Here is a 22,860-nt window from a genome sequence, read left to right on the forward strand (position 1 = left end):
CTCAGTTCCCCTCTGCTGTCTCGGTCTGGCGCACGGTGCGCTTCTCGATGCGCTTCTCGACGTCGGTGCCGACCACCACGAGGCGGTCGACGTAGATGCCGGGCAGGTGCACGGCATCGGGGTCCAGCTCACCGGGCTCGACGAGCTCCTCGACCTCGGCGACGCACACCGCACCGGCCATCGCCGCGAGCGGCGAGAAGTTCCGCGCCGACTTGTCGAACACCAGGTTGCCGTGGCGGTCGCCGCGCAGCGCGTGCACGAGCGCGAAGTCGGTCGTGATCGCCGTCTCGAGCACGAACTCCCGGTCCGCACCGCGGTACTCGAACACCTGCTTCGGCTTCGCCTCGCTCGCGAGGGCGATCGAGCCGTCCGCGGCGTACCGCTGCGGCAGGCCGCCCTCGGAGACCTGCGTGCCGACCCCGGTCTGGGTGTAGAACGCGGCGATGCCGCTGCCACCGGCGCGCAGCTTCTCGGCGAGCGTGCCCTGCGGGGTGAGCTCCAGCTCGAGCTCGCCCGACAGGTACTGGCGGGCGAACTCCTTGTTCTCCCCCACGTACGACGACGTCATCTTGCGGATCAGCCCCTGGGCGAGCAGCACGCCCAGGCCCCAGTCGTCGACGCCGCAGTTGTTCGACACCACCGACAGGTCGCCGACGCGGCGCTCCAGCAGCGCGTCGATCAGCACCATCGGGATGCCGCAGAGCCCGAACCCGCCCACGGCGAGACTGGCCCCCGAGGGGATGTCGGCCACGGCCTCCGCCGCGGAACCGACCACCTTGTCCAGTGTCATGCGATCTCCTTCGTTCGCGCCTCGTCGAGCCGGTCGGCGATGACCGGCGCGACCTGCCGGGCGCCGGATGCGCCCATGATGATCGTGTAGTGGTTGACGTCGTCCGCCTCGAGGAAGCGGGCGTCGTGCAGCTGGTCGCGCCAGGCGTCGACCGTCTCGGGCGAGTACAGCGCCTCGGGCTGGTCGAACAGCCCGCGCGGTGCGCGCACGAACGTGATCGGGGTGGCGAGCGCCATGAGCGCCGTCGCGTACTCGTCCGCACCGTCGAGCTGCAGGGCGTTCTCGGCGATCGCCTCCGGGTTCGCCGATGCGCGCAGCTCGGGCGCCTCGCCGACCAGGTCGTAGTCGACGTAGGTCTCGATCTCGTCGCACCAGTAGGGCCCGATGCCCGGGTGCTTCAGCCAGAAGTCGCGGTACGCCTGCACGGACTCGAACGTCATCGACAGTCGCTCGAGCGCGGGGCCCAGCGTGGCCGCGGCGGCCTCCTCGGGCGTCATGCCCGCGGGCGGCGGGATCGGCAGGCCGCCGTCGACCAGCACGAGCGACTCGACCCGCTCGGGGTACAGCTCGGCGAAGCGCACGGCGACGAACGCGCCCATCGAGTGGCCCACGACCACCGCGCGCTCGATGCCGGCCGCGTCGAGCACGGCGGCCATGTCGTCGGCGTGCACGCGCAGGCCGAACGGCCCGGGCAGCGCGTTGCTGCCCGCGCGGCCGCGCAGGTCGGGCGCGACCACGCGCACGCCGTCGAGCAGGTCGACCACGAACGGCCAGGCGAGGTGGCTCGAGGTGATGCCGTGGATCGCGAGCACCGGCGTGCCCGTGGCATCCGCCCGCCACTCCCCGTAGGTCAGCTCACCCCCGGCGACGGGTGCGGTGCGGAGTTCGGGGGCGCTCATCGCGCGCTCCATCCGCCGTCCATGGTGTAGCTCGCGCCCGTGACCATGCCGGCGTCGGGGCCGGCCAGCCAGCACACCAGCGAGGCGACCTCCTCGGGCTCGACGAGGCGCTTCACGGCCGACTCGGTGAGCATGATCTTCGGCACGACCTCCTCCTCGGGGATGCCGTGCACGCGCGCCTGGTCGGCGATCTGCTTCTCGACGAGCGGCGTGCGCACGTAGGCCGGGTCGACGCAGTTGCTCGTCACGCCGTGCGGGCCGCCCTCGAGGGCGGTGACCTTCGAGAAGCCCTCGAGCCCGTGCTTGGCCGAGACGTAGGCCGACTTGAAGGCGGATGCCCGGATGCCGTGCACGCTCGAGAGGTTGATGATGCGACCGAAGCCGCGCTCGTACATGCCCGGCAGGGCGGCGCGAACGAGCAGGTACGGCGCCTCGAGCATGAGGCGGAGGATGAGCGAGAACTTCTCCGGCGGGAACTCCTGGATCGGGCTCACATGCTGGATGCCCGCGTTGTTCACGAGGATGTCGATGTCGAGCACCGTCTCGGCGAGCGCCGCCGTGTCGGACAGGTCGACCTGCCAGGCGGTGCCTCCGATCTCGTCGGCGAGGGCGGTGGCGGCATCGCCGTTCAGGTCGGCCACGGTCACGGAGGCCCCGCGGTCGGCGAATGCACGGGCGCACGCGGCGCCGATGCCGCTCGCGCCGCCGGTGACGAGCGCGCGTCGTCCGGTCAGGTCGGTCACGATTCCTCCTCCTTCGTCGGTTCGGCCGCCGGGCGGCCGAGTGCGCCCCCGATGAAGCGCATCATCTCGTCGAGCACGTGCTCGGGCACCGCCGAGGTGCCCGACGCGGTGGGGTCGGCGTCGCCGCCGCCCTCGCCCGTGCCGTTGCTGCCCCAGAGCACCCAGCGCATGCCGATCATCTCGCCGATGCCCATGAGCGCCCACGCGGCCACGGTCGTGTCGATGTCGCCGATCTCCCCGGCGCCGTGCGCCTGGTCGAGGCCTTCGATGTACCCCTCGACGATGCGCGTGTAGTGCAGGCGCAGCGCCTCGGGCGAGACCAGCTCGGCCTCGCGCACCACGCGGTAGAGCGCGGGGTGCTCGGCCGTGAAGCGGAAGAACGCGGCGAAGCCCTCGCGCTCGGCCGAGATGCGGTCGGGGGCGCTCGCGGCGCCCTCCGCCATCGCGTGCCGCACGCGTCGGTTCAGGTCCTCCACGAGCTCGTTGAACAGGTCGAGCTTCGAGTCGAAGTACAGGTAGAACGTGCCCTGGCCGACGCCCGCGCGGTCGGTGATGCGCGAGACGGATGCCTCGGTGTAGCCGAGCTCGGCGAACACGTCCTCCGCGGCCCGCAGGATGCGGCTGCGCGTCTCGACGCCGCGCGCGGTCCGCGGCTGGGCGCTCATCGCGCCGTCTCGCGTTCCGCGCGTGCGCGCTCGGCCAGCACGTGCCGCAGCACCTTGCCGCTCATCGAGCGCGGGATCTCGTCGATGAAGCGGATGTCGCGGGGCACCTTGTACCCCGCGAGCACGCCGCGCGCGTGGGCGACGAGCTCAGTGGCATCCGTCACCGCACCCCGGCGCATGACCACCCAGGCCTGGCCGGTCTCGCCCCAGCGCGAGTCGGGCACGCCGACCACGGCGACGTCCTCGACGGCCGGGTGCGCGCGGAGCGCCTCCTCGACCTCGGCGGGCGCGACCTGCTCGCCGCCGGAGATGTAGACGTCCTTGATGCGATCGACGATGGTGAAGTAGCCCTCGTCGTCGCGGTGCACGAGGTCGCCCGTGTGCAGCCAGCCGCCGCGCAGGGCGAACGCCGTCTCCTCGGGCGCGCGGAAGTAGCCGGGGAACACCGCGGGCCCGCGCACGAGCAGTTCGCCCGACGCGTCCCCCTCGAGCAGCTCCCCCGTGACCGGGTCGGCGATCGCGACCTCGACGTGCGGGTAGGGCTTGCCGGCGGAGCCGAGGTGCGTGCGCGCGTCCTCGTCGGGCAGGCAGAGCACGTTCGGCGCGGCCTCGGTGAGGCCGTAGCCCTGCGAGAGGGCGACGCCGCGGGCGTGCCAGGTGCGCAGCAGCGCGGGCGGCATGGGCGCCCCGCCGACGATCGCGTGCGAGAGGCTCGACAGGTCGGCCTCGTCGAAGCCGGGGTGCTGTGCGAGGAAGAGGTAGTTGGCGGGCACGCCCATCATGGTCGTGATGCGGCGCTCGGCGATGAGGCGCAGCACGCGGCCCGGGTCGAAGGTGCGCTCGAGCACGACGGTCGCGCCGACCCACCAGGCGAGCAGCGGCTGGATGTTCCAGCCGCCCACGTGGAACTGCGGCATGACCGCGAGCACCGTGTCGTGCGTCGTGATCTCGGCGATGCGCGAGAAGGCGAGGTTCGTCCAGAAGCAGTTCGCGTGGGTGAGCACGGCGCCCTTGGCGCTGCCGGTCGTGCCCGAGGTGAAGATGATCAGCAGCGCGTCATCGTCGGCGACGGGGCGGCGTTCGGGCGCCTCGCGCCGCTCGCCGCTCGGGGCGGGCACGTCGGCCTCGATGCCGTGCGCGCCCGGGGCCGCGTCGGACAGCCGGCCGGGCAGCCGGTCGCGGGCCGCTCGCGCGAGGGTCGCGAACTCCTCCTCGACGACGAGGAGCGCGGGGTCGGAGGCCTCGAGCTGCTCGGCGAGCTCGCGCGGCGTGAGCCGCCAGGACAGGGGCACGAGCACGAGGCCCGCCTTCGCGCAAGCGAAGAACAGCACGACCTGGTCGGCGCTGTTGCCCGTGACCGTCGCGATGCGGTCGCCCACGCCGTACCCGGCGTCGAGCAGCCGCTCGGCGAGCCCGGCCGCGCGCTCGTCGAGCTGCCGGTACGTGATGGCCACGCCCCGGTCGTCGACGGCCACGCGGTCCGGGGTCGCGATCGCACGGTCGCGTGTCCAGCGCCCCAGCGTGTGCAGCCCTGCGTCAGGCATCCACGGTCTCCTTCGACTCGAGCGCCGTCGAGCGTCGGTGCGTGCGGAGTCGCTTCGGGATGCCCGCGATGCCGCCCGGCAGGAACATGACGACGAGTATGAAGAGCGTACCGAGGATGAACAGCGGCTCCGACAGCGGGATCCGGAGCACGTCGGGCAGCGCGTCGACCGCCTCGGAGCCCGCGAGGACCGTGAGGCGCTGGTCGAGCAGGGTGTAGATCAGGCCGCCGATGATCGCGCCCCACCGGTAGCCCACGCCGCCCAGCACCACGATGACCAGCAGCGTCAGCGTGAAGTCGGCGGTCGCGACGCGCGGCGCGGCACCCGACTGGAGCAGCAGGTAGCCCATGCCGGCCACGGCGGCGAGCGCACCCGCGACCGTGAAGACGAGCAGCTTCACCGGGTAGGGGCGCACGCCCAGCACGCGCACGCGCATCTCGTTCTCGCGGCCCGCGGCGGCGACGTGGCCGGCGCGCGAGCGCTCGACCCACAGCACGACGAGGTAGACGAAGACGAGCACGCCGAGGGCGAACCAGTAGAGGTTGCGGGTGTTCATCACGCCGATGAAGCCCTCGGGCACGTGCGTGATGTCGAGCGCGAGGCCCTCCTCGCCGCCGGTCGCGCTGCCCGGGTTGCGGCGGATCAGCACCGACCCGGCCTGGGCGAACGCGAGCGTCACCATGGCGAAGGAGATGCCGCCCACGCGCAGGGCGAGCGAGCCGACCGTGAGCGAGAGGACGATGCCGAACACCAGCGTGATGAGGATGGCGCCGACGAAGACCAGCTCGCTCGGCAGCTCCGACGGGGCGAACCACTCGAGCACGACGCCGAGCCCGTAGGCGCCCGCCGCGAAGAACAGCGCGTGGCCGAACGAGAGCATGCCCGCCAGGCCGAACAGCAGCCGGTAGCTGAGCGCGAGCGCCGCGATGAGCATCGCGTAGGCGAGCAGCTGCAGGGTGCCCGGGGTGTAGGTCGGACCGGGGAAGACGCCGGGGATGGTGATGGCCAGCAGCGGCAGGATCGCCGCGAAGACGACGAGTGCGACGGAGCCCGCGATCCAGGCGATGCGACGGCGGTTGGTGGTGGTCATGCTGCTGCCTTCCCCATGATTCCGCTCGGGCGGATGAGCAGTACCGCTGCGAGCGCGAGCACGACCGCGAGGTCGCCCGTGCCGCCGAGGTAGAAGTTGGCGAACTGCTGCAGTACCGCCACGAGCACCGACGCGATGGCCGCTCCCGCGAGGGAGCCGAGCCCGCCGATGACGGTCACGATGAAGGCGAAGATGAGCAGCGAGCTGCCGAGGTGCGCCGACACGTAGCCGTAGTAGACCGACGCGAGCACGCCGCCGAGGCCGGCCGCGGCGCCGCCGATCGCGAACACCAGGGTGAAGGAGCGCCGCACGTCGATGCCGAGCGCGGTCACCATGTGCCGGTTCTCGACACCGGCGCGGATGATGAGCCCGTACCGGGTGCCGCGCAGGAAGAGCACGATGGCCAGCAGCACGAGCACCGCGCAGCCGATCAGCAGGAAGCGGTCGTTCGGGATGCGCGCGCCGAGGATCTCGGTGGTCTCGGTGAGCCACGCCGGCTTCGCCGTGTAGATCGGGTCGGTGCCCCAGATGCCCTCCATGAGGGCGACGCCGGCGAGCGCGAGACCCACCGTGACGAGCACCTGCTCGATGTGCCGCTCGTAGAGCCTGCGGATGAGGAGGTACTCGGTGAGCGCCGCGACGATCGCGCCGACGACCGCGCCGACGAGCATCGAGAGCAGCAGGCCGCCCCAGGAGCCGTCGGAGACGCGCCGACCGATCTCCCAGCCGAGGAAGGCGCCGATGGTGAGGAACACGCCGTGCGCGAAGTTCAGCACGTGCATGAGGCCGTAGATCAGCGAGAGGCCGGATGCGACCAGGAAGTAGAGCGCCCCGAGGCCGAGCCCCGTGACGAGCAGCAGGATGACGGTGCTCATGCGCGACCCTCCTCGGTGGTGGTGTTGGTGGTGTCATCGGATGCGGCGTGGTCGCCGTGCACGCCCAGCAGGCGGTGCACGAGGTCGTCGTCGTCGAGGAACTCGGCGGCGGGCCCCGTGTGCACGACCTTGCCGCCGCTCAGCACGACGACGTCGGAGGCGAGCTGGCGCACGACGTGCAGGTTCTGCTCGACGAGCAGGATCGGCACGGTGTCGGCCACGGCCTCGAGCGCCTCGGCGACCTCGCCCACGATCTTGGGCGCGAGGCCCTTGGTGGGCTCGTCGACCAGCAGCACGCGGTTGTCGTTCAGCAGTGCCCGCGCGAGCGAGACCATCTGCTGCTGGCCGCCCGAGAGCGTGCCGGCGCGCTGCGCCTTGCGCTGCACGAGGTCGGGGAACAGCCGCTCGACGAGCTCGCGCCGGGGCTCGGCGTCGCGCTCGGCGAGGCGGAGGTTCTCCGCGACGGTGAGGCCCGCGAAGACCTCGCGGTCCTCGGGCACGTAGCCGACGCCGCGCTGCACGATGCGGTGCGTGGGCATGCGGTCGACGCGGTCGCCCGCGAGACGCACGTCGCCCGTGCGGTCGATCAGGCCGAGGATGGCCTTGATGGTGCTCGTCTTGCCGACGCCGTTGCGCCCGAGGAGGGCGGTGACGCCGGTGGACGGCACGGTGAAGCTGACGTCCTCGACCACCTGCTGGCCCGCGATGCGGGCGTTGAGGCCCGAGACAGCCAGGATCGGCTCGCTCATACGGTCTCTCCCAGGTAGGCGGACTGGACGGTGGGGTCGGCCATGACGGCCTCGGGGGTGTCGCAGGCGAGCAGCTCGCCGTGGTGCATGACCGCGACCCGGTCGACGAGGCCGAGCACGACCTCCATGTGGTGCTCGACCATGAGCACCGTGCGCCCGCCCTTGTGGAGCCGGCGGATGACCTCGGACAGCGCGGGCACGTCGCCCGAGCCGACGCCGGCCATGGGTTCGTCGAGGAGGATCAGCTTCGGCTCGGTCGCGATGAGCATCGCGATCTCGAGCTTGCGCTTCTCGCCGTGCGCGAGGCCGGAGGCCTCGGCGTCGGCGCGGTGGCCCAGGTCGACCTCCTCGAGGGCCTCGCGGGCCCGGCGGGTGGCCGCGTCGGAGTCCCGCGGTACGCGGAACACCGACGCGGCCCGGCCCTCGCGGGCCTGCGCCGCCAGGCGCACGTTCTCGAGCACGCTGAGTGCTCCGAACACGCTGGACGTCTGGAACGTCCGGCCGAGCCCGAGTGCTGCGCGGCGGTGGATGGGTTCCTTCGTGACGTCCTGTCCGTCGAGCTCGACCGTTCCGGCGGTCGGCGCGAGCAGGCCGGAGACCACGTTGAAGAGCGTGGTCTTGCCGGCACCGTTCGGGCCGATGACGCCGAGCATCTCGCCGTGGGTGACGTCGAGCGTCACCTCGTGCAGGATGCGGGCACCGCCGATGGTCAGGCCGACCCCGTTGAGGGACAGCATCGCGTGTTCGCTCATGTTGCGTGACTAGCCGGCGACCGGAGGCGCGACGGTCTCTGCGTCGACGGACTCGATCAGCTCGGGGACCCACGACCCGCCGTCGTCGACCAGGCGCACCTGGTACATCGGCTGGATGACCGCGTGGTCCTCGGCGCGCACGGTGACCTCGCCCTTGACGGAGTCGAAGCTCGCGCCCTCGAGGGCGGCGATCATGTCGTCGACGTCGTCACCGGCGCGGACCGCCTCGACGATCATCTGCGCGGCGAGGAAGCCGTCGGGCGAGAACAGGTCGCCGACGAGCCCCTCGGCCTCGAGGTACTCGAGCATCGCGGCCTCGGCGTCGGTGCCGCCCGCGCCCGCGAAGTAGTGGTTCAGGAAGCTGATGTCGCCCGACGCGTCGCCGTAGGCGCCGTAGGTCGCGACATCGCCGAGGCCGGTGACGACCGGGGCCACGTCGAAGACGCCCTGCTGCTGCAGCGCGGTCCACATGGCGCCCGAGCTCGCGCCCGCCCATGCGACGAAGATCAGGTCGGGGTCGGCGTCGACGAGCTGCTGCGCGAACGGGGTGAACTCGGTCGCGTCCTCGGCGACGAGCACGCCCTCGACGTCGGCGCCCTGGCCGCCCAGCACCGCCTGCACGCCGGCGAGGTTGCCCTGGCCGAACGCGGTGTCCTGCGCGAACACGACGACGCTCTTGCCCGCCGCGTCGCCGATGAAGGTACCGGCGGTCGCGACGTCCTGGTAGGTCTGGCGACCCGAGCGGAACGTGTACTCGTTGATGCCGGTGATGGCGTCGGCCGCGGCCGGGCCCGAGATGTAGAGGATCTTGTTCTGCGACGCCTGCTCGGCGAGCGCGCCCGCGATGCCCGACGAGACCGTGCCGGCGAGGATCTGCGTGCCCTGGCCGATCAGGTCCTTGGCCTGGGAGACGGCCGTGTCGGGGTTGCCCTGGTCGTCCGACCAGGTGATGTCGAGCTCGCGGCCGTCGACGGTTCCGGTGCCGTCGGTCGCGTAGTCGAGGCCGGCCTCGAAGCCGGCGACGTAGGACTCGCCGTAGGCGGCGAGCGGTCCCGTCTGGGACGTGATCATGCCGATGCTGACCGGGGCGAGCTCTTCGCCGGTCGTGTCGTCTCCGCCGTCGGCGGCGGTCGGCGCACAGCCGACCAGGGCGAACGCCGACGCGGCGAGAACGCCGGCGGCAAGGTACTTCTTCGTAACCCGCATTGGTATGCCTCTCAAGGAAGGTGTGACTGCAGTGTCGGTAAAACCTGACAGGTGGTTCAGGTTTCAGAAATGTACACTAGGCGGCAGTGGGCGAGTCCGCAACTCGCTCTCCACAACCCGGACGAAGGAGTCACGACCGCGATGAGCAGCACCCCCAACGACGTCGTCATCATCGGCGGCGCACGCACCCCCCAGGGCCGCGTCAACGGCGCGTTCGCACGCCTGACCGCCGTCGAGCTCGGCACCGCGGCGATCCGCGGCGCCCTCGAGCGCACGGGGGTCTCCCCCGACGACGTCGACGTCGTGCTCATGGGCCAGGTGCTGCAGGCCGGCGCGGGCCAGAACCCCGCGAAGCAGAGCGCGAACGCCGCCGGCATCCCCTCGCGCGTGCCCGCGATGACGCTCAACAAGGTGTGCCTGTCGGGCCTCGCCGCGGTCGTCGACGCCGCGCGCATGATCCGCCTCGGCGAGGCATCCGTCGTCGTCGCCGGCGGCCAGGAGTCGATGACGAACGCTCCCCACCTGCTGCCCGGCTCGCGCCGCGGCTGGGCCTACGGCAGCGTCACCATGCTCGACCACGCGGCCTACGACGGCCTCACCGACGTCACCGACGGCATCTCCATGGGCGAGTCGACCGAGCGCGTGAACACGCGCCTCGGCCTCGAGCGGGCCGAGCAGGACGAGATCGCCGCCGCGTCGCACCAGCGTGCGGCGGCGGCGCGCGACGCGGGCGCCTTCGACGACGAGATCGTGCCGGTCGACGTGCCGCAGCGGAAGGGCGACCCCGTGACGGTCACCGCCGACGAGGGCGTGCGCGGCGACTCGACCGTCGAGGTGCTCGGCCGGCTGCGTCCCGCGTTCACCGCCGACGGCACCATCACCGCCGGCAACTCGTCGCCGCTGAGCGACGGCGCCTCCGCGCTCGTCGTCGCCTCGCGCGCCTGGGCCGAGGAGCGCGGGCTGACCTGGCTCGCGGTCGTCGAGTCCTCCGGCCACGTCGCCGGCCCCGACAACTCGCTGCACTCGCAGCCGGCCAACGCCATCGCGGCCGCCCTCGCCCGCCGCGGCTGGGAGGCCTCCGACCTCGACCACATCGAGATCAACGAGGCGTTCGCGGCCGTGTCGCTGCAGTCGACGCGCGACCTCGGCGTCGACGCCGAGATCGTCAACCCCGACGGCGGGGCGATCTCGCTCGGGCATCCGATCGGGGCATCCGGCGCCCGCCTCGCGCTGCACGCGGCGCTCGCGCTCTCGCGACGCGGTTCGGGCCGCGCGGCGGTCGCGCTCTGCGGCGGCGGCGGCCAGGGCGACGCGCTGCTCCTCTCCCGCTGACGCGGTGGGTCGCTTTTCAGGAGCCCCGGCCGGCTCGGCGGCGGACTTCGCCGGAGTAGGCAGGATGACGCACGCATCCGGCTGATGCCAGTCGGATGCCGCAAGAATCGACCGACCGATCCCGAGCCGTTCCTGAAAAGCGACGCCTAGGACGCGGGGTCAGGCGCTCCGGGGCAGGCGGGCGCGCACGCGTGCGCCGCCGAACGGCGACACCTCGAAGTCGATCGTGCCGCCGAGGGCGGCCGTGCGCTCGCGCATGCCGAGCATGCCGGCGCCGGGCTCGGCATCGCCGAAGCCGGGCCCGTCGTCGTCGATCACGAGCACGAGCGTCTCCCCCGCGGGCGCCAGCGACACGAACGCCGACGACGCCGCGTGCCGCACGGCGTTGGTCAGGGCCTCCTGCACGATGCCGTACGCGGCGCGCTGCACCGCCGCCGACGGCAGCGACGCGAGCCGGTCGTGGAGTTCGACGTCGAGCCCGGTGCCCGCGAAGCCGTCGATCAGCGCGGGCAGCGCGGCGAGGTCGGCCTCGGGGTCGAGCCGCACGAGCGGGCTGTCGCCGCCGAGTGCGCCGAGCACCTCGCGGACCTCCTCGAGGGCCGCGCGGCTGGTCGCGGAGATGCTCGCGAGCGCGTCGCGTGCCTCGTCGGGATCGTCGGCGAACCGCTGCAGCCCGGCGGCCGACTCCACATCGATCCGCGCGAGGGAGCCCGCGAGCACGCCGTGGAGCTGCCGGGCGATGCGCACCCGCTCGGCCTGCTCGGCGGCGAGGCGGTCGCGCTCGGCCTCCTCTCGCAGGCGCGCGAGCCGCGAGCGCCGGTGCCCGAGCACGGTGCCGAGCACGACGCAGAGCGCGAGGCCCGCGGTGACGGCCGCGATGCGCAGCGGATGCCAGTCGAGGCCCAGTTCCGCGCCGAGCGCCAGGCTCGCCACCCAGCCCGCCGCGACCGAACCGAGGGCCCACGCGGTGGCTCCGCGCGCGACCCCGAGCACGATGGCGACGCCGAGGGCGACGGCGGTCACGCCCGGCCCGGGAACGAGCAGGAGGTCGGCCATCGCGAGCACGGCGGTCGCGGCGACCGTCGGCCCCGGCCAGCGCCGGGCCGCGAGCAGCGCGGCCGGCCCGGCGAACGCGAGGAGCACCGCGAGCGCGCCGACCGCAGGGGTCTCCGCGACGCGCACGGCGACCCAGATCGCGGCGGGCACCTGCACGAGCGCGCTCAGCACGACCGGCGCGAGCAGGCGCACCAGGTCGCCCCGGGCTGCGCGGGCAGGTACGGCCCGGTCGGACCGCAGCGACCGGGCGGCGCCGGCTCGCGGCATCCGCCCGTGGGATGGGGCGGGTCGGCTGGGCGGGGAGACGACGTTCACGTCGGTGGTTCGGTACGGCACGTCAGAGGATGGAGATCGGCTTCACGATGTCGGCGTAGATGAGCAGGGCGCTCATGGCGCCGAGCACGATCACGACCGCGAAGGTCACGGGCATGAACTTGGCCATGTCGACGGGGCCGGGATCGGGCCTGCGGAAGAGCTTCGCGAACCCGCGCCGCACGGCCTCCCAGAGGGCGCCGGCGACGTGACCGCCGTCGAGCGGCAGCAGCGGGATGAGGTTGAAGACGAACAGCGCGACGTTCAGCGACGCGAGGATGCCGACGAGCCCGGCGGCCTTGTTCGCGATCGGGATCTCGTCGATGCTCGCGATCTCGCCCGCGACGCGGCCGACGCCGACGACGCTGATCGGGCCGTTCGGGTCGCGCTCCTCAGCGCCGAACGCCGCCTGCGCCACGTCGACCATGCGCTGCGGGAGGTTGAGGATGATGCCGCCGACGGCCTGCACGTTCTCGCCGACGGCCGGGAGCACCGCGGTGATCGGCTGCTGCACGGTCTCCGACGCCGGGCCGACCCCGACGAACCCGACCTGCTCGGTGACGGCCTGGCCGTCCTCCTCCAGGACCGACCCGTCGTCGGCGTAGACGTAGCGCTCGGTGAGCCGCGGGGTGACGGTGAGCGCGACCTCGGCGCCGTCGCGCTCGACCACGAGTGCGAGCGGCTGGCCGGCGTGCGTGCGCACCACCTCGGTGAAGCCCGCCCAGCTCTCGACCGGCTCGCCCGCGATCGACACCATCCGGTCGCCCGGCTCGATGCCCGCCTCGGCGCCCGGGGCCGCCTGGTCGTCGGCGTCGCAGGACTGGCGTTCGCTCGTCGCGGGCAGCACGCACTCCGAGACCGAGCCGATCGTGGTGCTCGGCTGCGCGATGCCGAAGCCCATCAGGAGCACGCCGTACAGCAGCACGGCGAGCAGCAGGTTCATGAACGGCCCGCCGAGCATGATCACGATGCGCTTCCAGACCGCGAGCCGGTAGAACGCCCGACGCTCCTCGCCCGGGCCGATCGTGTCGGCGCTGGCGCTGCGGGCGTCCTCGGCGAGCGACTGGAAGAACCCCGTGCTGCCGTTGCGGGCGGCGGATGCCCCGACGGGCATGCGCCTCGTCGCGGCGGGATCGGTCGCCCCCTGCGCCGGTGCCTCGGCGCCGCGATCGGCGAGGGGCCCGACGTCGGTCGCCGCGCCCGCCGGGCGGTGCTGCTCGGGCGGGAACATGCCGATCATCGAGATGTAGCCGCCGAGCGGAATGGCCTTCACGCCGTACTCGGTCTCGCCCGCCCGCGTCGACCACACGGTCGGGCCGAACCCGATCATGTACTGCGTGACCTTGACCTTGAAGAGCTTCGCGGGCAGCAGGTGACCGATCTCGTGCAGGCCGATCGACACGGCGAGGCCGAGCGCGATGATCACGACGCCCAGGATGAAGGCCAGCACGGTGTCCACCGACACAGCGTAGCCCCGGCGCGCTGGGAACGGGCTGGTCGTCGGCCGCTCGCCGGTCGGGTGTCGCGGAACGTCCCGGGGGGACGCCTCAGGCGGCGGCGATGCGCGCGTCGGCCGCGCGCCGCGCCTCCGACTCCGCGGCGGCGAGCGAGTCGATCGTGAGCTCGCCCGAGCCGGCGTCGAACGCGTCGACCACCGCGGACACGGTGTCGACGATGCCGGTGAAGCCGATGCGCCCGGCGTGGAACGCGGCGACCGCCTGCTCGTTGGCCGCGTTGAACACGGCCGGGTACGCCCCGCCCGCGCGACCCACGGCCTTCGCGAGCGCCACGGCGGGGAACGCCGTCTCGTCGAGCGGCTCGAACTCCCACGACTGCGCCGAGGTCCAGTCGAGCGGCCGGCCGACGCCCGCGACGCGGTGCGGCCAGTCGAGCCCGAGCGAGATCGGGAGGCGCATGTCCGGCGGCGACGCCTGCGCGATGGTCGAGCCGTCGATGAACTCGACCATCGAGTGCACGATCGACTGCGGGTGCACGACGACGTCGATGCGGTCGTAGCCGATGTCGAAGAGCAGGTGCGCCTCGATGACCTCAAGGCCCTTGTTGACCAGCGTCGCCGAGTTCGTGGTGACGACGAGACCCATGTCCCAGGTCGGGTGCGCGAGCGCGTCGGCGGGCGTCACCCCCGCCAGCTCGTCGCGCGAGCGCCCGCGGAACGGGCCGCCCGAGGCGGTGAGCACGAGCCGGCGCACCTCGTCGTGCGTTCCCGAGTGCAGCGCCTGCGCGATGGCGCTGTGCTCCGAGTCGACCGGCACGATCTGCCCGGGTGCCGCGACGCGGGTCACGAGGTCGCCGCCGACGATGAGCGACTCCTTGTTCGCGAGGGCGAGCGTGCGCCCCTCCTCGAGCGCGGCGAGCGTGGGCCCGAGCCCGACCGAGCCCGTGATGCCGTTCAGCACGACGTCGGCGTCGACCTCGCGCACGAGCCGCACCGCCTCATCGACGCCGAGCGCCGTGTGCTCGACCCCGAACCGCGCGGCCTGGGCGGCCATCCCGTCGACGTCGCTGCCGACGGCCAGGCCTGCCACGCGGAACCGGTCCGGGGCGCCCGCGATGACGTCGAGGGCCTGCGTGCCGATGGATCCCGTCGAGCCGAGGATGATGACGCTGCGCACGCCCCCACCCTACGGGCCGTCGAGGTGGCCGGCGCGGTCGATCGCCCGGGTCAGCCCAGCACGGCGACCGCGGCGACCCATCCGCCGGGCACCGGGATCCCGTGGAACTCCGGCACCGCGCCGAGCGCGTCGAACTCGGGCACGGAGCGCTCGATCCTCCCCGGTCCGTCATCAGGCATCGTCAGCGCGATCCGCGCCGGCTCGAGGAACCGGCTGTGCCCGACCGCGCGCAGCAGCGCCGCCTTGCGCGCCCACAGCCCGGCGCGCGCGACCCGGCGTTCGTCGTCGCCCAGCGCGTCGAGCCCGGCGCGCTCCGTCGGGTGGAACGCGGCGACGTCGATGGCCGCGTGGTCCACCAGGTCGACCGGCTCGATCGCGATGCCCACGGGGCGACGCCGGTCGACGACCGCCACGCCGAGGCCGGGCACGGCGGCCGCATCGGCGTGCCAGCGCCCGCCCGACGCGGTCGTCGGGTAGCCCACGACCGGCGCCACGTGGCGGGCGCCGCAGTCGGGGCACGACCAGTCGAGCTCGATGTCGTCGGACGGCACCTCCGCGCGGTCGGCGAGCAGCGCGCGCAGCACGGCCGTCGCCGAGGGCGCACGGCGGGCCGTGCGGTAGGCGAAGACGCTCGGCCCGCGCTCGCCGAGCTCCAGCCGCTCGCCGTCCTGCGAGGCATCCATCGCTCCATCTTGCCGTGTCGGCGACGTGGCGCACGTACGCGGGCGCATCCATCCACCGCATCACCCGACCCGCATGCGCCCGCGAGTAGGGTCGTCGCGTGACCGCACCGAGCGCACGCCGCGCGACCCGCCCCGGATTCGTCTACTTCCTCGTGCGCGGGATCCTGCGGCCGCTGGCGCTGCTGGTGTACCGGCCGACGATCACCGGGCGCGAGCACGTGCCGCGCACCGGCCCGGTCGTCATCGCGAGCAACCACCTCTCGCTGATCGACAGCATCGTCATCCCCATCGTCGCGCCGCGCCCCGTGCAGTTCCTCACCAAGTCGGACTACTTCACGGGAACCGGCGTCTCGGGGTGGATCTCCCGTGCGTTCTTCGAGGCCATCGGCGCGGTCGCCGTCGAGCGGGGCGCCGGCTCGCAGGCGCAGGCCGCCCTGGACCGCGGCCGCGACGTGCTCGAGTCGGGCAGCGCGTTCGCGATCTACCCGGAGGGCAGCCGCTCGACCGACGGCCTGCTCTACCGCGGCCGCACGGGCGTCGCCTGGCTCTCGCTCGCCACCGGCGCGCCGGTCGTGCCGGTCGGCCTCATCGGCACCGAGGCCATCCAGCCCGTGGGCACGAGGTGGCCCCGGGTGCGGCCGGTCGAGGTGCACTTCGGCCCGCCGATCGTGCCCGACGCGGAGGCGTCCGAGACCTCCGGGCGTGCGCGCCGTGAACTCACCGAGCAGGTCATGGCGGGCATCCACGCGCTCTCGGGGCAGGAGCTCGCGGGCCGGTACAACGACCGGCCGATGGCCGCCTGAGCGCGTCCCGACCGATTCACGGGTCGCGCGGGTAGGGTTCGCTCGATGCCGATGAGATCGCTCGTCGTGGCCTGCATCGCCGTCGCGGTGCTGGTGACGACCGCAGGATGCACGGCGGAGGCGCCGGAGCCACCGCCGGTGCCCCGCTACGCGAGCCTGCTCCCCGACCCCGACCCCGACGACTTCGACCCGGGCCTCATCGTCAGCGACGACAGCTTCTACAACGCCGACGCGATGACCGCGACGCAGGTGCAGGACTTCCTCGAGTCCCACCGCTGCCTGCCGCGCGACGGCGTGCCCTGCCTCGCCGAGTACCGCGAGGACACCCCCGACAAGGCCGCGGTCGAGGCCGGCCACTGCACCGCGTACGACGGCACCCGGCGCGAGCTCGCGTCGACGATCATCGCCAAGGTCGCGCGGGCCTGCGGGGTCAGCCCGCGCGCGCTGCTCGTGCTGCTGCAGAAGGAGCAGTCGCTCGTCACCCATCCGTCGGCCTACGGCTACGAGCGGGCGACCGGCTACGCCTGCCCCGACGGCGCCGACTGCGACACCCGGTACTTCGGGTTCTTCAACCAGGTCTACGCGGCGGCCTGGCAGTTCCGGCAGTACACCCAGTACACCTCGCGCACCTACGAGGTCGGCGGCAACCGGGTGCGCTACAACCCCGACCCCGACTGCGGCGCGTCCTTCATCGTGATCCGGAACCAGGCGACCGCGGGCCTGTACAACTACACGCCGTACCAGCCGAACGAGGCGACCCTCGACGACCCGGGCTCCGGCGACGGATGCTCCGCCTGGGGCAACTTCAACTTCTGGCGCATCTGGCACCGGTGGTTCGGCGACCCGCTCCTCGAGCGGTTCGACGCGTTCTTCCCGCCCTGCGCCAACCTCGCCGACGGCCAGCCCTGCCCGTTCGAGCCGGCGTGGCCGCTCGGCACGCTCGGGCGCGGCTGAGCCGGCGTGGCGAGCGGTCAGTCGGCGACGACGACCTCGGGCTCGTGGTGCACCGGGAAGGCGACGGATGCCGCGATGAAGCACTTCTCCGAGGCCTCTGCGTGCAGCGTGGCCGCGAGCTCGGCCATCCCGGCGTCGCGCACGACGACCCGCGGGTGCAGCGTGACCTCGGTGAACGCGCCGCCGCCGCGTGCGTCGGTGCGCATCGTGCCGGTGGCGCGGTCGGTGTAGCCGACGACCACGACGCCGTGGTTCGTCGCGACGTGCAGGTACGAGAGCATGTGGCACTCGCTGAGCGCGCCGACGAGCAGCTCCTCGGGGTTCCAGCGCTCGCGGTCGCCGTGGAACGTGCGGTCCGACGACCCCTCGATCGGATGCAGCTTGCCGGCCGCCTCGAGCCGGTTCGCGCGCCCGTAGGCGCGGTAGTGCGACGTGCCCTCGCCGCGGTCCCCCAGCCACTCGAGGCCGACCTCGTATCGGTGCAGGTCCTTCATCGGGCCATCCTCGCACGCGACGACCGCCGCCGTCCCGTGGGCGGCACCCGGCCCGCCCGGCGGTAGGCTGGGGCCACCATGACTGACACCATCGACGCGCCCGCATCCGGGGCCGCGGCACCCGTCTTCACCATCCCGCAGGAGCGACGGATCGTCACCGCGATCCCCGGCCCCAGGTCGCAGGAGCTGCACGCCCGACGCCTCGAGGTCGTCTCCGCCGGCGTCTCGTCGGTGCTGCCGGTGTACATCGCGCGCGCCAACGGCGCCGTGCTCGAGGACGTCGACGGCAACCGCTTCCTCGACTTCGGCGCGGGCATCGGCGTGACGACGGTCGGCCACACCGAGGCGTCCGTCGTGGCCGCCGCGGCCGGCCAGCTGCAGGACGTCATCCACACCCTCTTCACCATCACGCCCTACGAGGAGTACGTACGGGTGGCCGAGTGGCTCGCGAAGCTCACCCCCGGCGACTTCGCCAAGCGCTCGGTGCTCGTGAACTCGGGCGCCGAGGCAGTCGAGAACGGCGTGAAGATCGCCCGCCGGTTCACCCGGCGTCGCGCGGTGGCGGTGCTCGACCACGCGTACCACGGCCGCACCAACCTCACGATGGCCATGAACTACAAGGCGCACCCGTACGCGACCGGGTACGGCCCGCTCGCCGGCGACGTGTACCACGCACCGGGCTCCTACCCGTACCGCGACGGGCTGAGCGGGGCGGATGCCGCGAAGCGCACGATCTCCTACCTCGAGAAGGCCGTCGGGGCGACCGACCTCGCGTGCCTCGTGGTCGAGCCCATCCAGGGCGAGGGCGGGTTCATGGTGCCCGCCGACGGCTACCTGCCCGCGCTGCAGGAGTGGTGCACGGCCAACGACGTCGTCATGATCGCCGACGAGATCCAGAGCGGCATGGCCCGCACCGGCCGGGTGTTCGCGAGCGAGCACTTCGACTGGGTGCCCGACCTCGTGCTCTCGGCCAAGGGCATCGCGGGCGGGCTGCCGCTCGCCGCGGTCACGGGTCGCGCCGAGATCATGGACGCGTCGCAGCCCGGCGGGCTCGGCGGCACCTTCGGCGGCAACCCGGTCGCCTGCGCGGCGGCGATCGCCGTGTTCGAGGCGATCGACCGGGGCGAGCTGCTCGCGGCCGGCGCGCGCATCGAGGCGGCGCTCACGGCCGGTCTCGAGGGCCTGCGCGAACGCTACGACATCATCGGCGACGTGCGCGGCCGGGGCGCGATGCAGGCGATCGAGCTGGTTCAGCCGGGTACCGCGGAGACCACGAAGGAGCCGAACCCCGAGGCCGTGCAGGAGCTGATCGCCTTCGCCGCCGAGCGGGGCGTGCTCTTCCTCTCGGCGGGCACGTTCGGCAACGTGCTGCGCTTCCTGCCGAGCCTGGCGGTGACCGACGAGCTCGTCGCCGACGCGCTCTCGGTGCTGGACGACGCCTTCGCCGCGCTGGGCTGAGCCGTGGCGGGCACCTTCAGCGTCGCCGACGCGGTCGAGCTGGCCGTCGTCGAGCGCAGCGGCTTCGTCGAGTCCCGCCACGCGGGCTCGGCCATCGTGCTCTCCCCCGAGGGCGAGGTCGTGCGCACGCTGGGCGACGTCACCACGCCGATCTTCCCGCGCTCGAGCCTGAAGCCGTTCCAGGCCGTCGCCGTCATGTCGGCGGGCGTGAACCTGCGCGGCGAGGACGCGGCGATCGCGACCGCGAGCCACAGCGGCACGGCCGCGCACGTGGCGCTCGTGCGCGGGCTGCTCGGCCGCGCGGGCATCGCCGCGTCGATGCTCGCCTGCCCGCCGCAGAAGCCGTCCGACCCCGACGCGCGCGACCGGCTCGCCCGCGCGGGCGGCGGCGCCGAGCGCATCACCATGAACTGCTCGGGCAAGCACGCCGCGATGCTGCTCGCGTGCGCCGCCAACGACTGGCCGCTCGAGGGCTACCTCGACCCGGAGCACCCGGTGCAGCGGCGGATCCTCGACGTCGTCGAGCGGCTCACGGGCGAGCGCCCGGCCGCGACCGGCGTCGACGGCTGCGGCGCGCCCGTGCACGCCCTCTCGCTCGAGGCGCTCGGCCGGGGCATCCAGCGCATCACGACGTCGTCCGCGTCGTCGCCGTTCGCGCTCTACCGCGAGGCGAGCGCGCTGACCGAGGCCGTGCGCGCGAACGGGTGGGTGGTGGCCGGCCCCGGTCAGCCCGACTCGATCGTGATCGACCGGCTGGGCGTGTTCGCCAAGCACGGTGCGGAGGGCGTGATGGTGATGACCGCGCCCGACGGCACGACGACCGCGTTGAAGGTGCTCGACGGCAGCCGTCGCGCGTCGACCGCGGTCGCGCTGCGCCTGCTGGCCGCCGCGGGCGCGCTCCAGGCCGACGCCGTCGAGGACGCGACGGCCGAGCTCGACCTCTCGGTGCTCGGCGGCACCGCCCGGGTCGGCAGCATCCGCGCCACCGTCTGACGCCGGGCGCCCCGAGGCGGGCTCAGCGTTCCGGCCACGCGCGGCGATGCACCGCGCGGCCCGGCTCCCGGCACCAGATGGTGCCCGTGCCCGGGTCGAGCAGGGGCGGAAGCGTGCGATCGCCGGTCAGCGCCCGCAGGTTGGACGGCATGCCGTCCGCGAGCAGGACGACCTCCTCGCGATGCGCGGCGACGAGGCTCCAGCTCGACGCCCAGGCGGCCGCGTCGCCGACGAGGAGCCGCGCCTCCGCGCCGCCCGAGGCGAGCAGGTCGGCCGTCGCGCCGCGCGAGAGCGGGTCGCCCGGATCGAGCTGCACGACGCGCCCGCCCGTCGCCGCCCGCCAGCGATCGGCGAACGCGCGCGGCGCGTCGGTGCACGCGAACGCGACGCCCTGCCCCGGCGGTTCCGGCGGCGCCTCGGGACGATCGCCGCGACCGGGGCGTTCGCGCGCGTGTCGACCGCGGGCGGGCTGCGCGCGATGCCGCGCGCGGAAGCGCAGGCCGCGCCACTGCCCCGAGCCGGGCGGCTCGTCGGGCGCCCACAGCGCGGGGTCGCCGCCGGCCGCCCGGACATCGGCCGCGCTCGGCAGGCGAAGCAGCAGGGTCTCTCGGAACAGCCCGGCGATCCGCGGCGACAGCGCCGCGCCCGGCAGCTGACGCACCGCCGCGGCGACGGGGATCGTGCGCGTGCGGAGGAGCCGTTCGAGCGCGCGCACGCCCTCGAGCCGGTACTCGTCGCCCCAGCCGTCGAACAGGTCGTCGAGGTCGTCGATGACGACCGCGAGCGGCGTCGGGCCCTGCGTCCGCTGCAGCACGTCCCAGACGAGGCTGCGCGGGGATCGCGGCGAGAGCTCCGCGACGGCGTGCTCCGCCCGGAGGCCTGCGGTGACCACGGCCAGCACGTCGCTCCGGCCGCTCGCGACGGCGCCGGCGACGAGCAGCGCGCCGGAGCGGGCGTCCCACTCCGCGACGACGTGCCGCTGGCGATCCACGTCGTCGCCCAGGCCGAGGGAGATCCGACCGGGCCCGGACGCGCCCCGGTCCGCGGACTCGAGGTGCTCGGGCAGCACGACCGGCGGCAGCTCCGGCGCCCAGGGCGGCGCGGGAACCCGGGCACCCGCGAATCGCCGCGCGAGCGCCTCGATGTCGGCCCGGGTGACGAGCGCCGACCGGAACGGCCGCGCGGTGCCGTCGCCGAGGTCGAGCAGGCCGGTGCCGGGCGAGCCGGCGGCGATGCGCGACGCGTCGGGGACGCCGACGACGCTCACGCTCTCCGAGGGCTGGAGCACGCGCAGGCACGCGCGCACGCCGCTGTTGGCGCGGATCGACTCGGCGACGGCCGCGCTGGGACGCTGGGTGCCGACCACGAGGTGGATGCCGAGTGAGCGGCCGCGCGCCGCGAGGTCGTCGAACACCGCGGCGACCTCCGGCACGCGCCGCGCGAACTCCTGGTACTCGTCCACCATGACGACCAGGCGCGGCTCGGCGCCGGGTGGCAGCGCCTCGAGCATCGCCGCCCCGGCCCCGCGGAGCACGGTCTCGCGGCGGCGGACCTCCGCCCCGAGGCTGCGCACCATCCGGCGCGCGGCCGGCTCGTCGAGGTCCGTGAAGACGCCGGCCACGTGCGGCAGCCGCTCGAGCGGCCCGAACGCCGCCGCCCCCTTGAAGTCCACGAGCACGAGCACCAGCTCCGCCGGGGGCCGGGAGGCGGCCATCGCGCAGGCCCAGGCCACGAGGAAGGCGCTCTTCCCGCTGCCGGTCGTGCCGGCGACCACCGCGTGCGGCCCCGCGGCCAGGTCGAGCACGGCCGGGTCGTCGCCGGAGCGCCCCACCGCGGCCGTCAGCCCGGGCCCGCCCGCCTGCGCGAGGTCGCAGCGCACGGGCGCGGCCGGCTCGTCCCGCGCCCGCGGGATCCGCGCCGCGACCGCGTGCGCCCACGCACGCGCCTCCGGCTCGCCGACGAGCACCGGCGCGCAGACGCCCACGGCGCCGTCGGCGCTCGTCGCCCGCGCGGAGCATGGGCCCTCCAGCTCCACGACCGCGCCCACGCGGGTCACGACCTCGTCGCGCCGCCCGGCGAGCGCGACCACGGTCTCGCCGGACGAGCGCGGCGACGCCGCATCCGCCGCCCCCTCGACGACGCGCAGCACCCGCCCGCCCGCGCCCGCCCGGTGCGGCAGGTGCTCCGTCCACGCCCAGTCCGCGCCGGGCGGCACGACGACCGCCAGCTCCCACGGCGGGGCGGCGAAGCACGCCTGCACCACGAGGCTCCGGGCGAGGGACCGCCCGAGCGCGGGCGGTCCGACGATGCCGACGCCCCGCGAGACGTCCGCCACGAGCGGGGCCCCGGCCAGCGTCGCCGCGGCGCGGACGACCTCGACCGCGTGCGCGTCCTCCGCGTCCCCCTCCAGCCGGACGGTGCTCGGCACCTCCCCCACCCCGACGACGATCCGCATCGGGTCGCCGCCCGACCACGGCAGCCGCGCCGCCGTGCCGTCGAGGACCGCCCGCGCGCCCGGGTCGGCGCGCCACCCGGCCCGTCGCTCGAGGTCGTGCGCGACGACGACCTCCCCGCGGACCCGGTCGAGCGCCTCCCGCCGATCCGCCTGCGCGCGCCGCGCCGTGCGGCGGGCGCCGCGCCCCCGGTCCAGCACCCCGGCGATCGCGACGAGCGGACCGAGCAGCGCGAACACCAGCGCGAACGGCGACCCCGTCAGGAGCCAGAGCACGACCGAGCCCACGACCGGCGCGGCGGTCGCGAGCACCGGGAACGGCGGTCGCCCCGCAGGGCGGTCGAGTGGTGGCAGGCGCAGGCCGGGAGCGGTCACCC

Annotated in this window: 21 protein-coding genes; 5 read left to right on the top strand and 16 right to left on the bottom strand. The window is 74.0% G+C overall.

Features of this window, described 5'->3' with window-relative positions:
• Nucleotide 1: 1 nt before the first annotated feature.
• From QMG39_RS00920 to QMG39_RS00965, 10 genes are read right to left on the bottom strand one after another with little or no spacing between them, the layout of a single operon-like run.
• Complete coding sequence (locus QMG39_RS00920; protein ID WP_281881945.1) at nucleotides 2-790, bottom strand: CoA transferase subunit A; 789 nt, start codon at nucleotides 788-790, stop codon at nucleotides 2-4.
• Nucleotides 787-1,689: an alpha/beta hydrolase gene (locus QMG39_RS00925; protein ID WP_281881946.1), complete on the bottom strand. Its 903-nt coding sequence runs from the start codon at nucleotides 1,687-1,689 to the stop codon at nucleotides 787-789. The genes QMG39_RS00920 and QMG39_RS00925 overlap by 4 nt, the downstream gene beginning before the upstream one ends.
• Nucleotides 1,686-2,432 (bottom strand): 3-hydroxybutyrate dehydrogenase, encoded by a 747-nt coding sequence (locus QMG39_RS00930; RefSeq protein WP_373878283.1) that lies wholly within the window; start codon nucleotides 2,430-2,432, stop codon nucleotides 1,686-1,688. The genes QMG39_RS00925 and QMG39_RS00930 overlap by 4 nt, the downstream gene beginning before the upstream one ends.
• Entirely contained in the window at nucleotides 2,429-3,097 is a 669-nt protein-coding gene (locus QMG39_RS00935; protein WP_281881947.1) for a TetR/AcrR family transcriptional regulator, read from the bottom strand. Before QMG39_RS00935 ends, QMG39_RS00930 begins: the two co-directional genes overlap by 4 nt.
• Nucleotides 3,094-4,641 (bottom strand): class I adenylate-forming enzyme family protein, encoded by a 1,548-nt coding sequence (locus tag QMG39_RS00940; RefSeq protein ID WP_281881948.1) that lies wholly within the window; start codon nucleotides 4,639-4,641, stop codon nucleotides 3,094-3,096. The genes QMG39_RS00935 and QMG39_RS00940 overlap by 4 nt, the downstream gene beginning before the upstream one ends.
• A complete protein-coding gene (locus QMG39_RS00945) occupies nucleotides 4,634-5,731 on the bottom strand; it encodes a branched-chain amino acid ABC transporter permease (RefSeq protein ID WP_281881949.1) in 1,098 nt (365 codons plus the stop codon). Before QMG39_RS00945 ends, QMG39_RS00940 begins: the two co-directional genes overlap by 8 nt.
• A complete protein-coding gene (locus QMG39_RS00950; RefSeq protein WP_281881950.1) occupies nucleotides 5,728-6,606 on the bottom strand; it encodes a branched-chain amino acid ABC transporter permease in 879 nt (292 codons plus the stop codon). The genes QMG39_RS00945 and QMG39_RS00950 overlap by 4 nt, the downstream gene beginning before the upstream one ends.
• Nucleotides 6,603-7,355: an ABC transporter ATP-binding protein gene (locus tag QMG39_RS00955; RefSeq protein ID WP_281881951.1), complete on the bottom strand. Its 753-nt coding sequence runs from the start codon at nucleotides 7,353-7,355 to the stop codon at nucleotides 6,603-6,605. The genes QMG39_RS00950 and QMG39_RS00955 overlap by 4 nt, the downstream gene beginning before the upstream one ends.
• Complete coding sequence (locus tag QMG39_RS00960) at nucleotides 7,352-8,107, bottom strand: ABC transporter ATP-binding protein (protein ID WP_281881952.1); 756 nt, start codon at nucleotides 8,105-8,107, stop codon at nucleotides 7,352-7,354. Before QMG39_RS00960 ends, QMG39_RS00955 begins: the two co-directional genes overlap by 4 nt.
• A gap of 9 nt (nucleotides 8,108-8,116) precedes the next feature.
• A complete protein-coding gene (locus tag QMG39_RS00965; RefSeq protein ID WP_281881953.1) occupies nucleotides 8,117-9,313 on the bottom strand; it encodes a substrate-binding domain-containing protein in 1,197 nt (398 codons plus the stop codon).
• A 141-nt stretch (nucleotides 9,314-9,454) separates the two neighbouring features.
• Between QMG39_RS00965 and QMG39_RS00970 the strand changes: the two genes are divergently transcribed.
• A complete protein-coding gene (locus tag QMG39_RS00970) occupies nucleotides 9,455-10,645 on the top strand; it encodes an acetyl-CoA C-acetyltransferase (protein WP_281881954.1) in 1,191 nt (396 codons plus the stop codon).
• 159 nt (nucleotides 10,646-10,804) lie between these two features.
• Here QMG39_RS00970 and QMG39_RS00975 read toward each other — a convergent pair whose 3' ends face one another.
• The 4 genes from QMG39_RS00975 to QMG39_RS00990 all read right to left on the bottom strand — a co-directional run bounded on the left by QMG39_RS00975 (nucleotide 10,805) and on the right by QMG39_RS00990 (nucleotide 15,329).
• A complete protein-coding gene (locus tag QMG39_RS00975) occupies nucleotides 10,805-11,968 on the bottom strand; it encodes a histidine kinase (RefSeq protein ID WP_281881955.1) in 1,164 nt (387 codons plus the stop codon).
• A 70-nt stretch (nucleotides 11,969-12,038) separates the two neighbouring features.
• Nucleotides 12,039-13,472, bottom strand: a complete 1,434-nt coding sequence (locus QMG39_RS00980) for a M50 family metallopeptidase (protein ID WP_373878284.1) — start codon at nucleotides 13,470-13,472, stop codon at nucleotides 12,039-12,041.
• Nucleotides 13,473-13,560: 88 nt separating this feature from the next.
• On the bottom strand, nucleotides 13,561-14,646 hold the full coding sequence (gene dxr, locus QMG39_RS00985) for a 1-deoxy-D-xylulose-5-phosphate reductoisomerase (RefSeq protein WP_281881956.1): 1,086 nt from the start codon (nucleotides 14,644-14,646) through the stop codon (nucleotides 13,561-13,563).
• Between the two features lie 50 nt (nucleotides 14,647-14,696).
• Nucleotides 14,697-15,329: a 4'-phosphopantetheinyl transferase family protein gene (locus QMG39_RS00990; protein WP_281881957.1), complete on the bottom strand. Its 633-nt coding sequence runs from the start codon at nucleotides 15,327-15,329 to the stop codon at nucleotides 14,697-14,699.
• A gap of 98 nt (nucleotides 15,330-15,427) precedes the next feature.
• On the opposite strand from QMG39_RS00990, the gene QMG39_RS00995 reads away from it, so the two are divergent.
• Nucleotides 15,428-16,132, top strand: coding sequence for a lysophospholipid acyltransferase family protein (locus QMG39_RS00995; protein WP_281881958.1), 705 nt, complete (start codon nucleotides 15,428-15,430; stop codon nucleotides 16,130-16,132).
• 45 nt (nucleotides 16,133-16,177) lie between these two features.
• Nucleotides 16,178-17,086, top strand: a complete 909-nt coding sequence (locus QMG39_RS01000; RefSeq protein ID WP_281881959.1) for a hypothetical protein — start codon at nucleotides 16,178-16,180, stop codon at nucleotides 17,084-17,086.
• Nucleotides 17,087-17,103: 17 nt separating this feature from the next.
• Here QMG39_RS01000 and QMG39_RS01005 read toward each other — a convergent pair whose 3' ends face one another.
• On the bottom strand, nucleotides 17,104-17,580 hold the full coding sequence (locus QMG39_RS01005; RefSeq protein WP_281881960.1) for an OsmC family protein: 477 nt from the start codon (nucleotides 17,578-17,580) through the stop codon (nucleotides 17,104-17,106).
• Between the two features lie 78 nt (nucleotides 17,581-17,658).
• Between QMG39_RS01005 and gabT the strand changes: the two genes are divergently transcribed.
• Together gabT and QMG39_RS01015 are read left to right on the top strand one after the other, a co-directional pair.
• Nucleotides 17,659-19,038 (top strand): 4-aminobutyrate--2-oxoglutarate transaminase, encoded by a 1,380-nt coding sequence (gabT, locus tag QMG39_RS01010; protein WP_281881961.1) that lies wholly within the window; start codon nucleotides 17,659-17,661, stop codon nucleotides 19,036-19,038.
• A gap of 3 nt (nucleotides 19,039-19,041) precedes the next feature.
• A complete protein-coding gene (locus tag QMG39_RS01015; protein WP_281881962.1) occupies nucleotides 19,042-20,031 on the top strand; it encodes an asparaginase in 990 nt (329 codons plus the stop codon).
• A 22-nt stretch (nucleotides 20,032-20,053) separates the two neighbouring features.
• On the opposite strand, the gene QMG39_RS01020 is transcribed toward QMG39_RS01015, so the two are convergent.
• Nucleotides 20,054-22,858: an FtsK/SpoIIIE domain-containing protein gene (locus QMG39_RS01020; protein ID WP_281881963.1), complete on the bottom strand. Its 2,805-nt coding sequence runs from the start codon at nucleotides 22,856-22,858 to the stop codon at nucleotides 20,054-20,056.
• Nucleotides 22,859-22,860: the final 2 nt, after the last annotated feature.

Source organism: Agromyces rhizosphaerae, assembly GCF_027925245.1.
Taxonomy (GTDB): Bacteria; Actinomycetota; Actinomycetes; order Actinomycetales; family Microbacteriaceae; genus Agromyces; species Agromyces rhizosphaerae.

Coding starts and splice junctions, on each gene's coding strand:
- QMG39_RS00920 (WP_281881945.1), bottom strand. CDS start 790: ATGACACTGGACAAGGTGGTCGGTTCCGCGGCGGAGGCCGTGGCCGAC.
- QMG39_RS00925 (WP_281881946.1), bottom strand. CDS start 1,689: ATGAGCGCCCCCGAACTCCGCACCGCACCCGTCGCCGGGGGTGAGCTG.
- QMG39_RS00935 (WP_281881947.1), bottom strand. CDS start 3,097: ATGAGCGCCCAGCCGCGGACCGCGCGCGGCGTCGAGACGCGCAGCCGC.
- QMG39_RS00940 (WP_281881948.1), bottom strand. CDS start 4,641: ATGCCTGACGCAGGGCTGCACACGCTGGGGCGCTGGACACGCGACCGT.
- QMG39_RS00945 (WP_281881949.1), bottom strand. CDS start 5,731: ATGACCACCACCAACCGCCGTCGCATCGCCTGGATCGCGGGCTCCGTC.
- QMG39_RS00950 (WP_281881950.1), bottom strand. CDS start 6,606: ATGAGCACCGTCATCCTGCTGCTCGTCACGGGGCTCGGCCTCGGGGCG.
- QMG39_RS00955 (WP_281881951.1), bottom strand. CDS start 7,355: ATGAGCGAGCCGATCCTGGCTGTCTCGGGCCTCAACGCCCGCATCGCG.
- QMG39_RS00960 (WP_281881952.1), bottom strand. CDS start 8,107: ATGAGCGAACACGCGATGCTGTCCCTCAACGGGGTCGGCCTGACCATC.
- QMG39_RS00965 (WP_281881953.1), bottom strand. CDS start 9,313: ATGCGGGTTACGAAGAAGTACCTTGCCGCCGGCGTTCTCGCCGCGTCG.
- QMG39_RS00970 (WP_281881954.1), top strand. CDS start 9,455: ATGAGCAGCACCCCCAACGACGTCGTCATCATCGGCGGCGCACGCACC.
- QMG39_RS00975 (WP_281881955.1), bottom strand. CDS start 11,968: ATGCCGCGAGCCGGCGCCGCCCGGTCGCTGCGGTCCGACCGGGCCGTA.
- QMG39_RS00990 (WP_281881957.1), bottom strand. CDS start 15,329: ATGGATGCCTCGCAGGACGGCGAGCGGCTGGAGCTCGGCGAGCGCGGG.
- QMG39_RS01000 (WP_281881959.1), top strand. CDS start 16,178: ATGCCGATGAGATCGCTCGTCGTGGCCTGCATCGCCGTCGCGGTGCTG.
- QMG39_RS01005 (WP_281881960.1), bottom strand. CDS start 17,580: ATGAAGGACCTGCACCGATACGAGGTCGGCCTCGAGTGGCTGGGGGAC.
- gabT (WP_281881961.1), top strand. CDS start 17,659: ATGACTGACACCATCGACGCGCCCGCATCCGGGGCCGCGGCACCCGTC.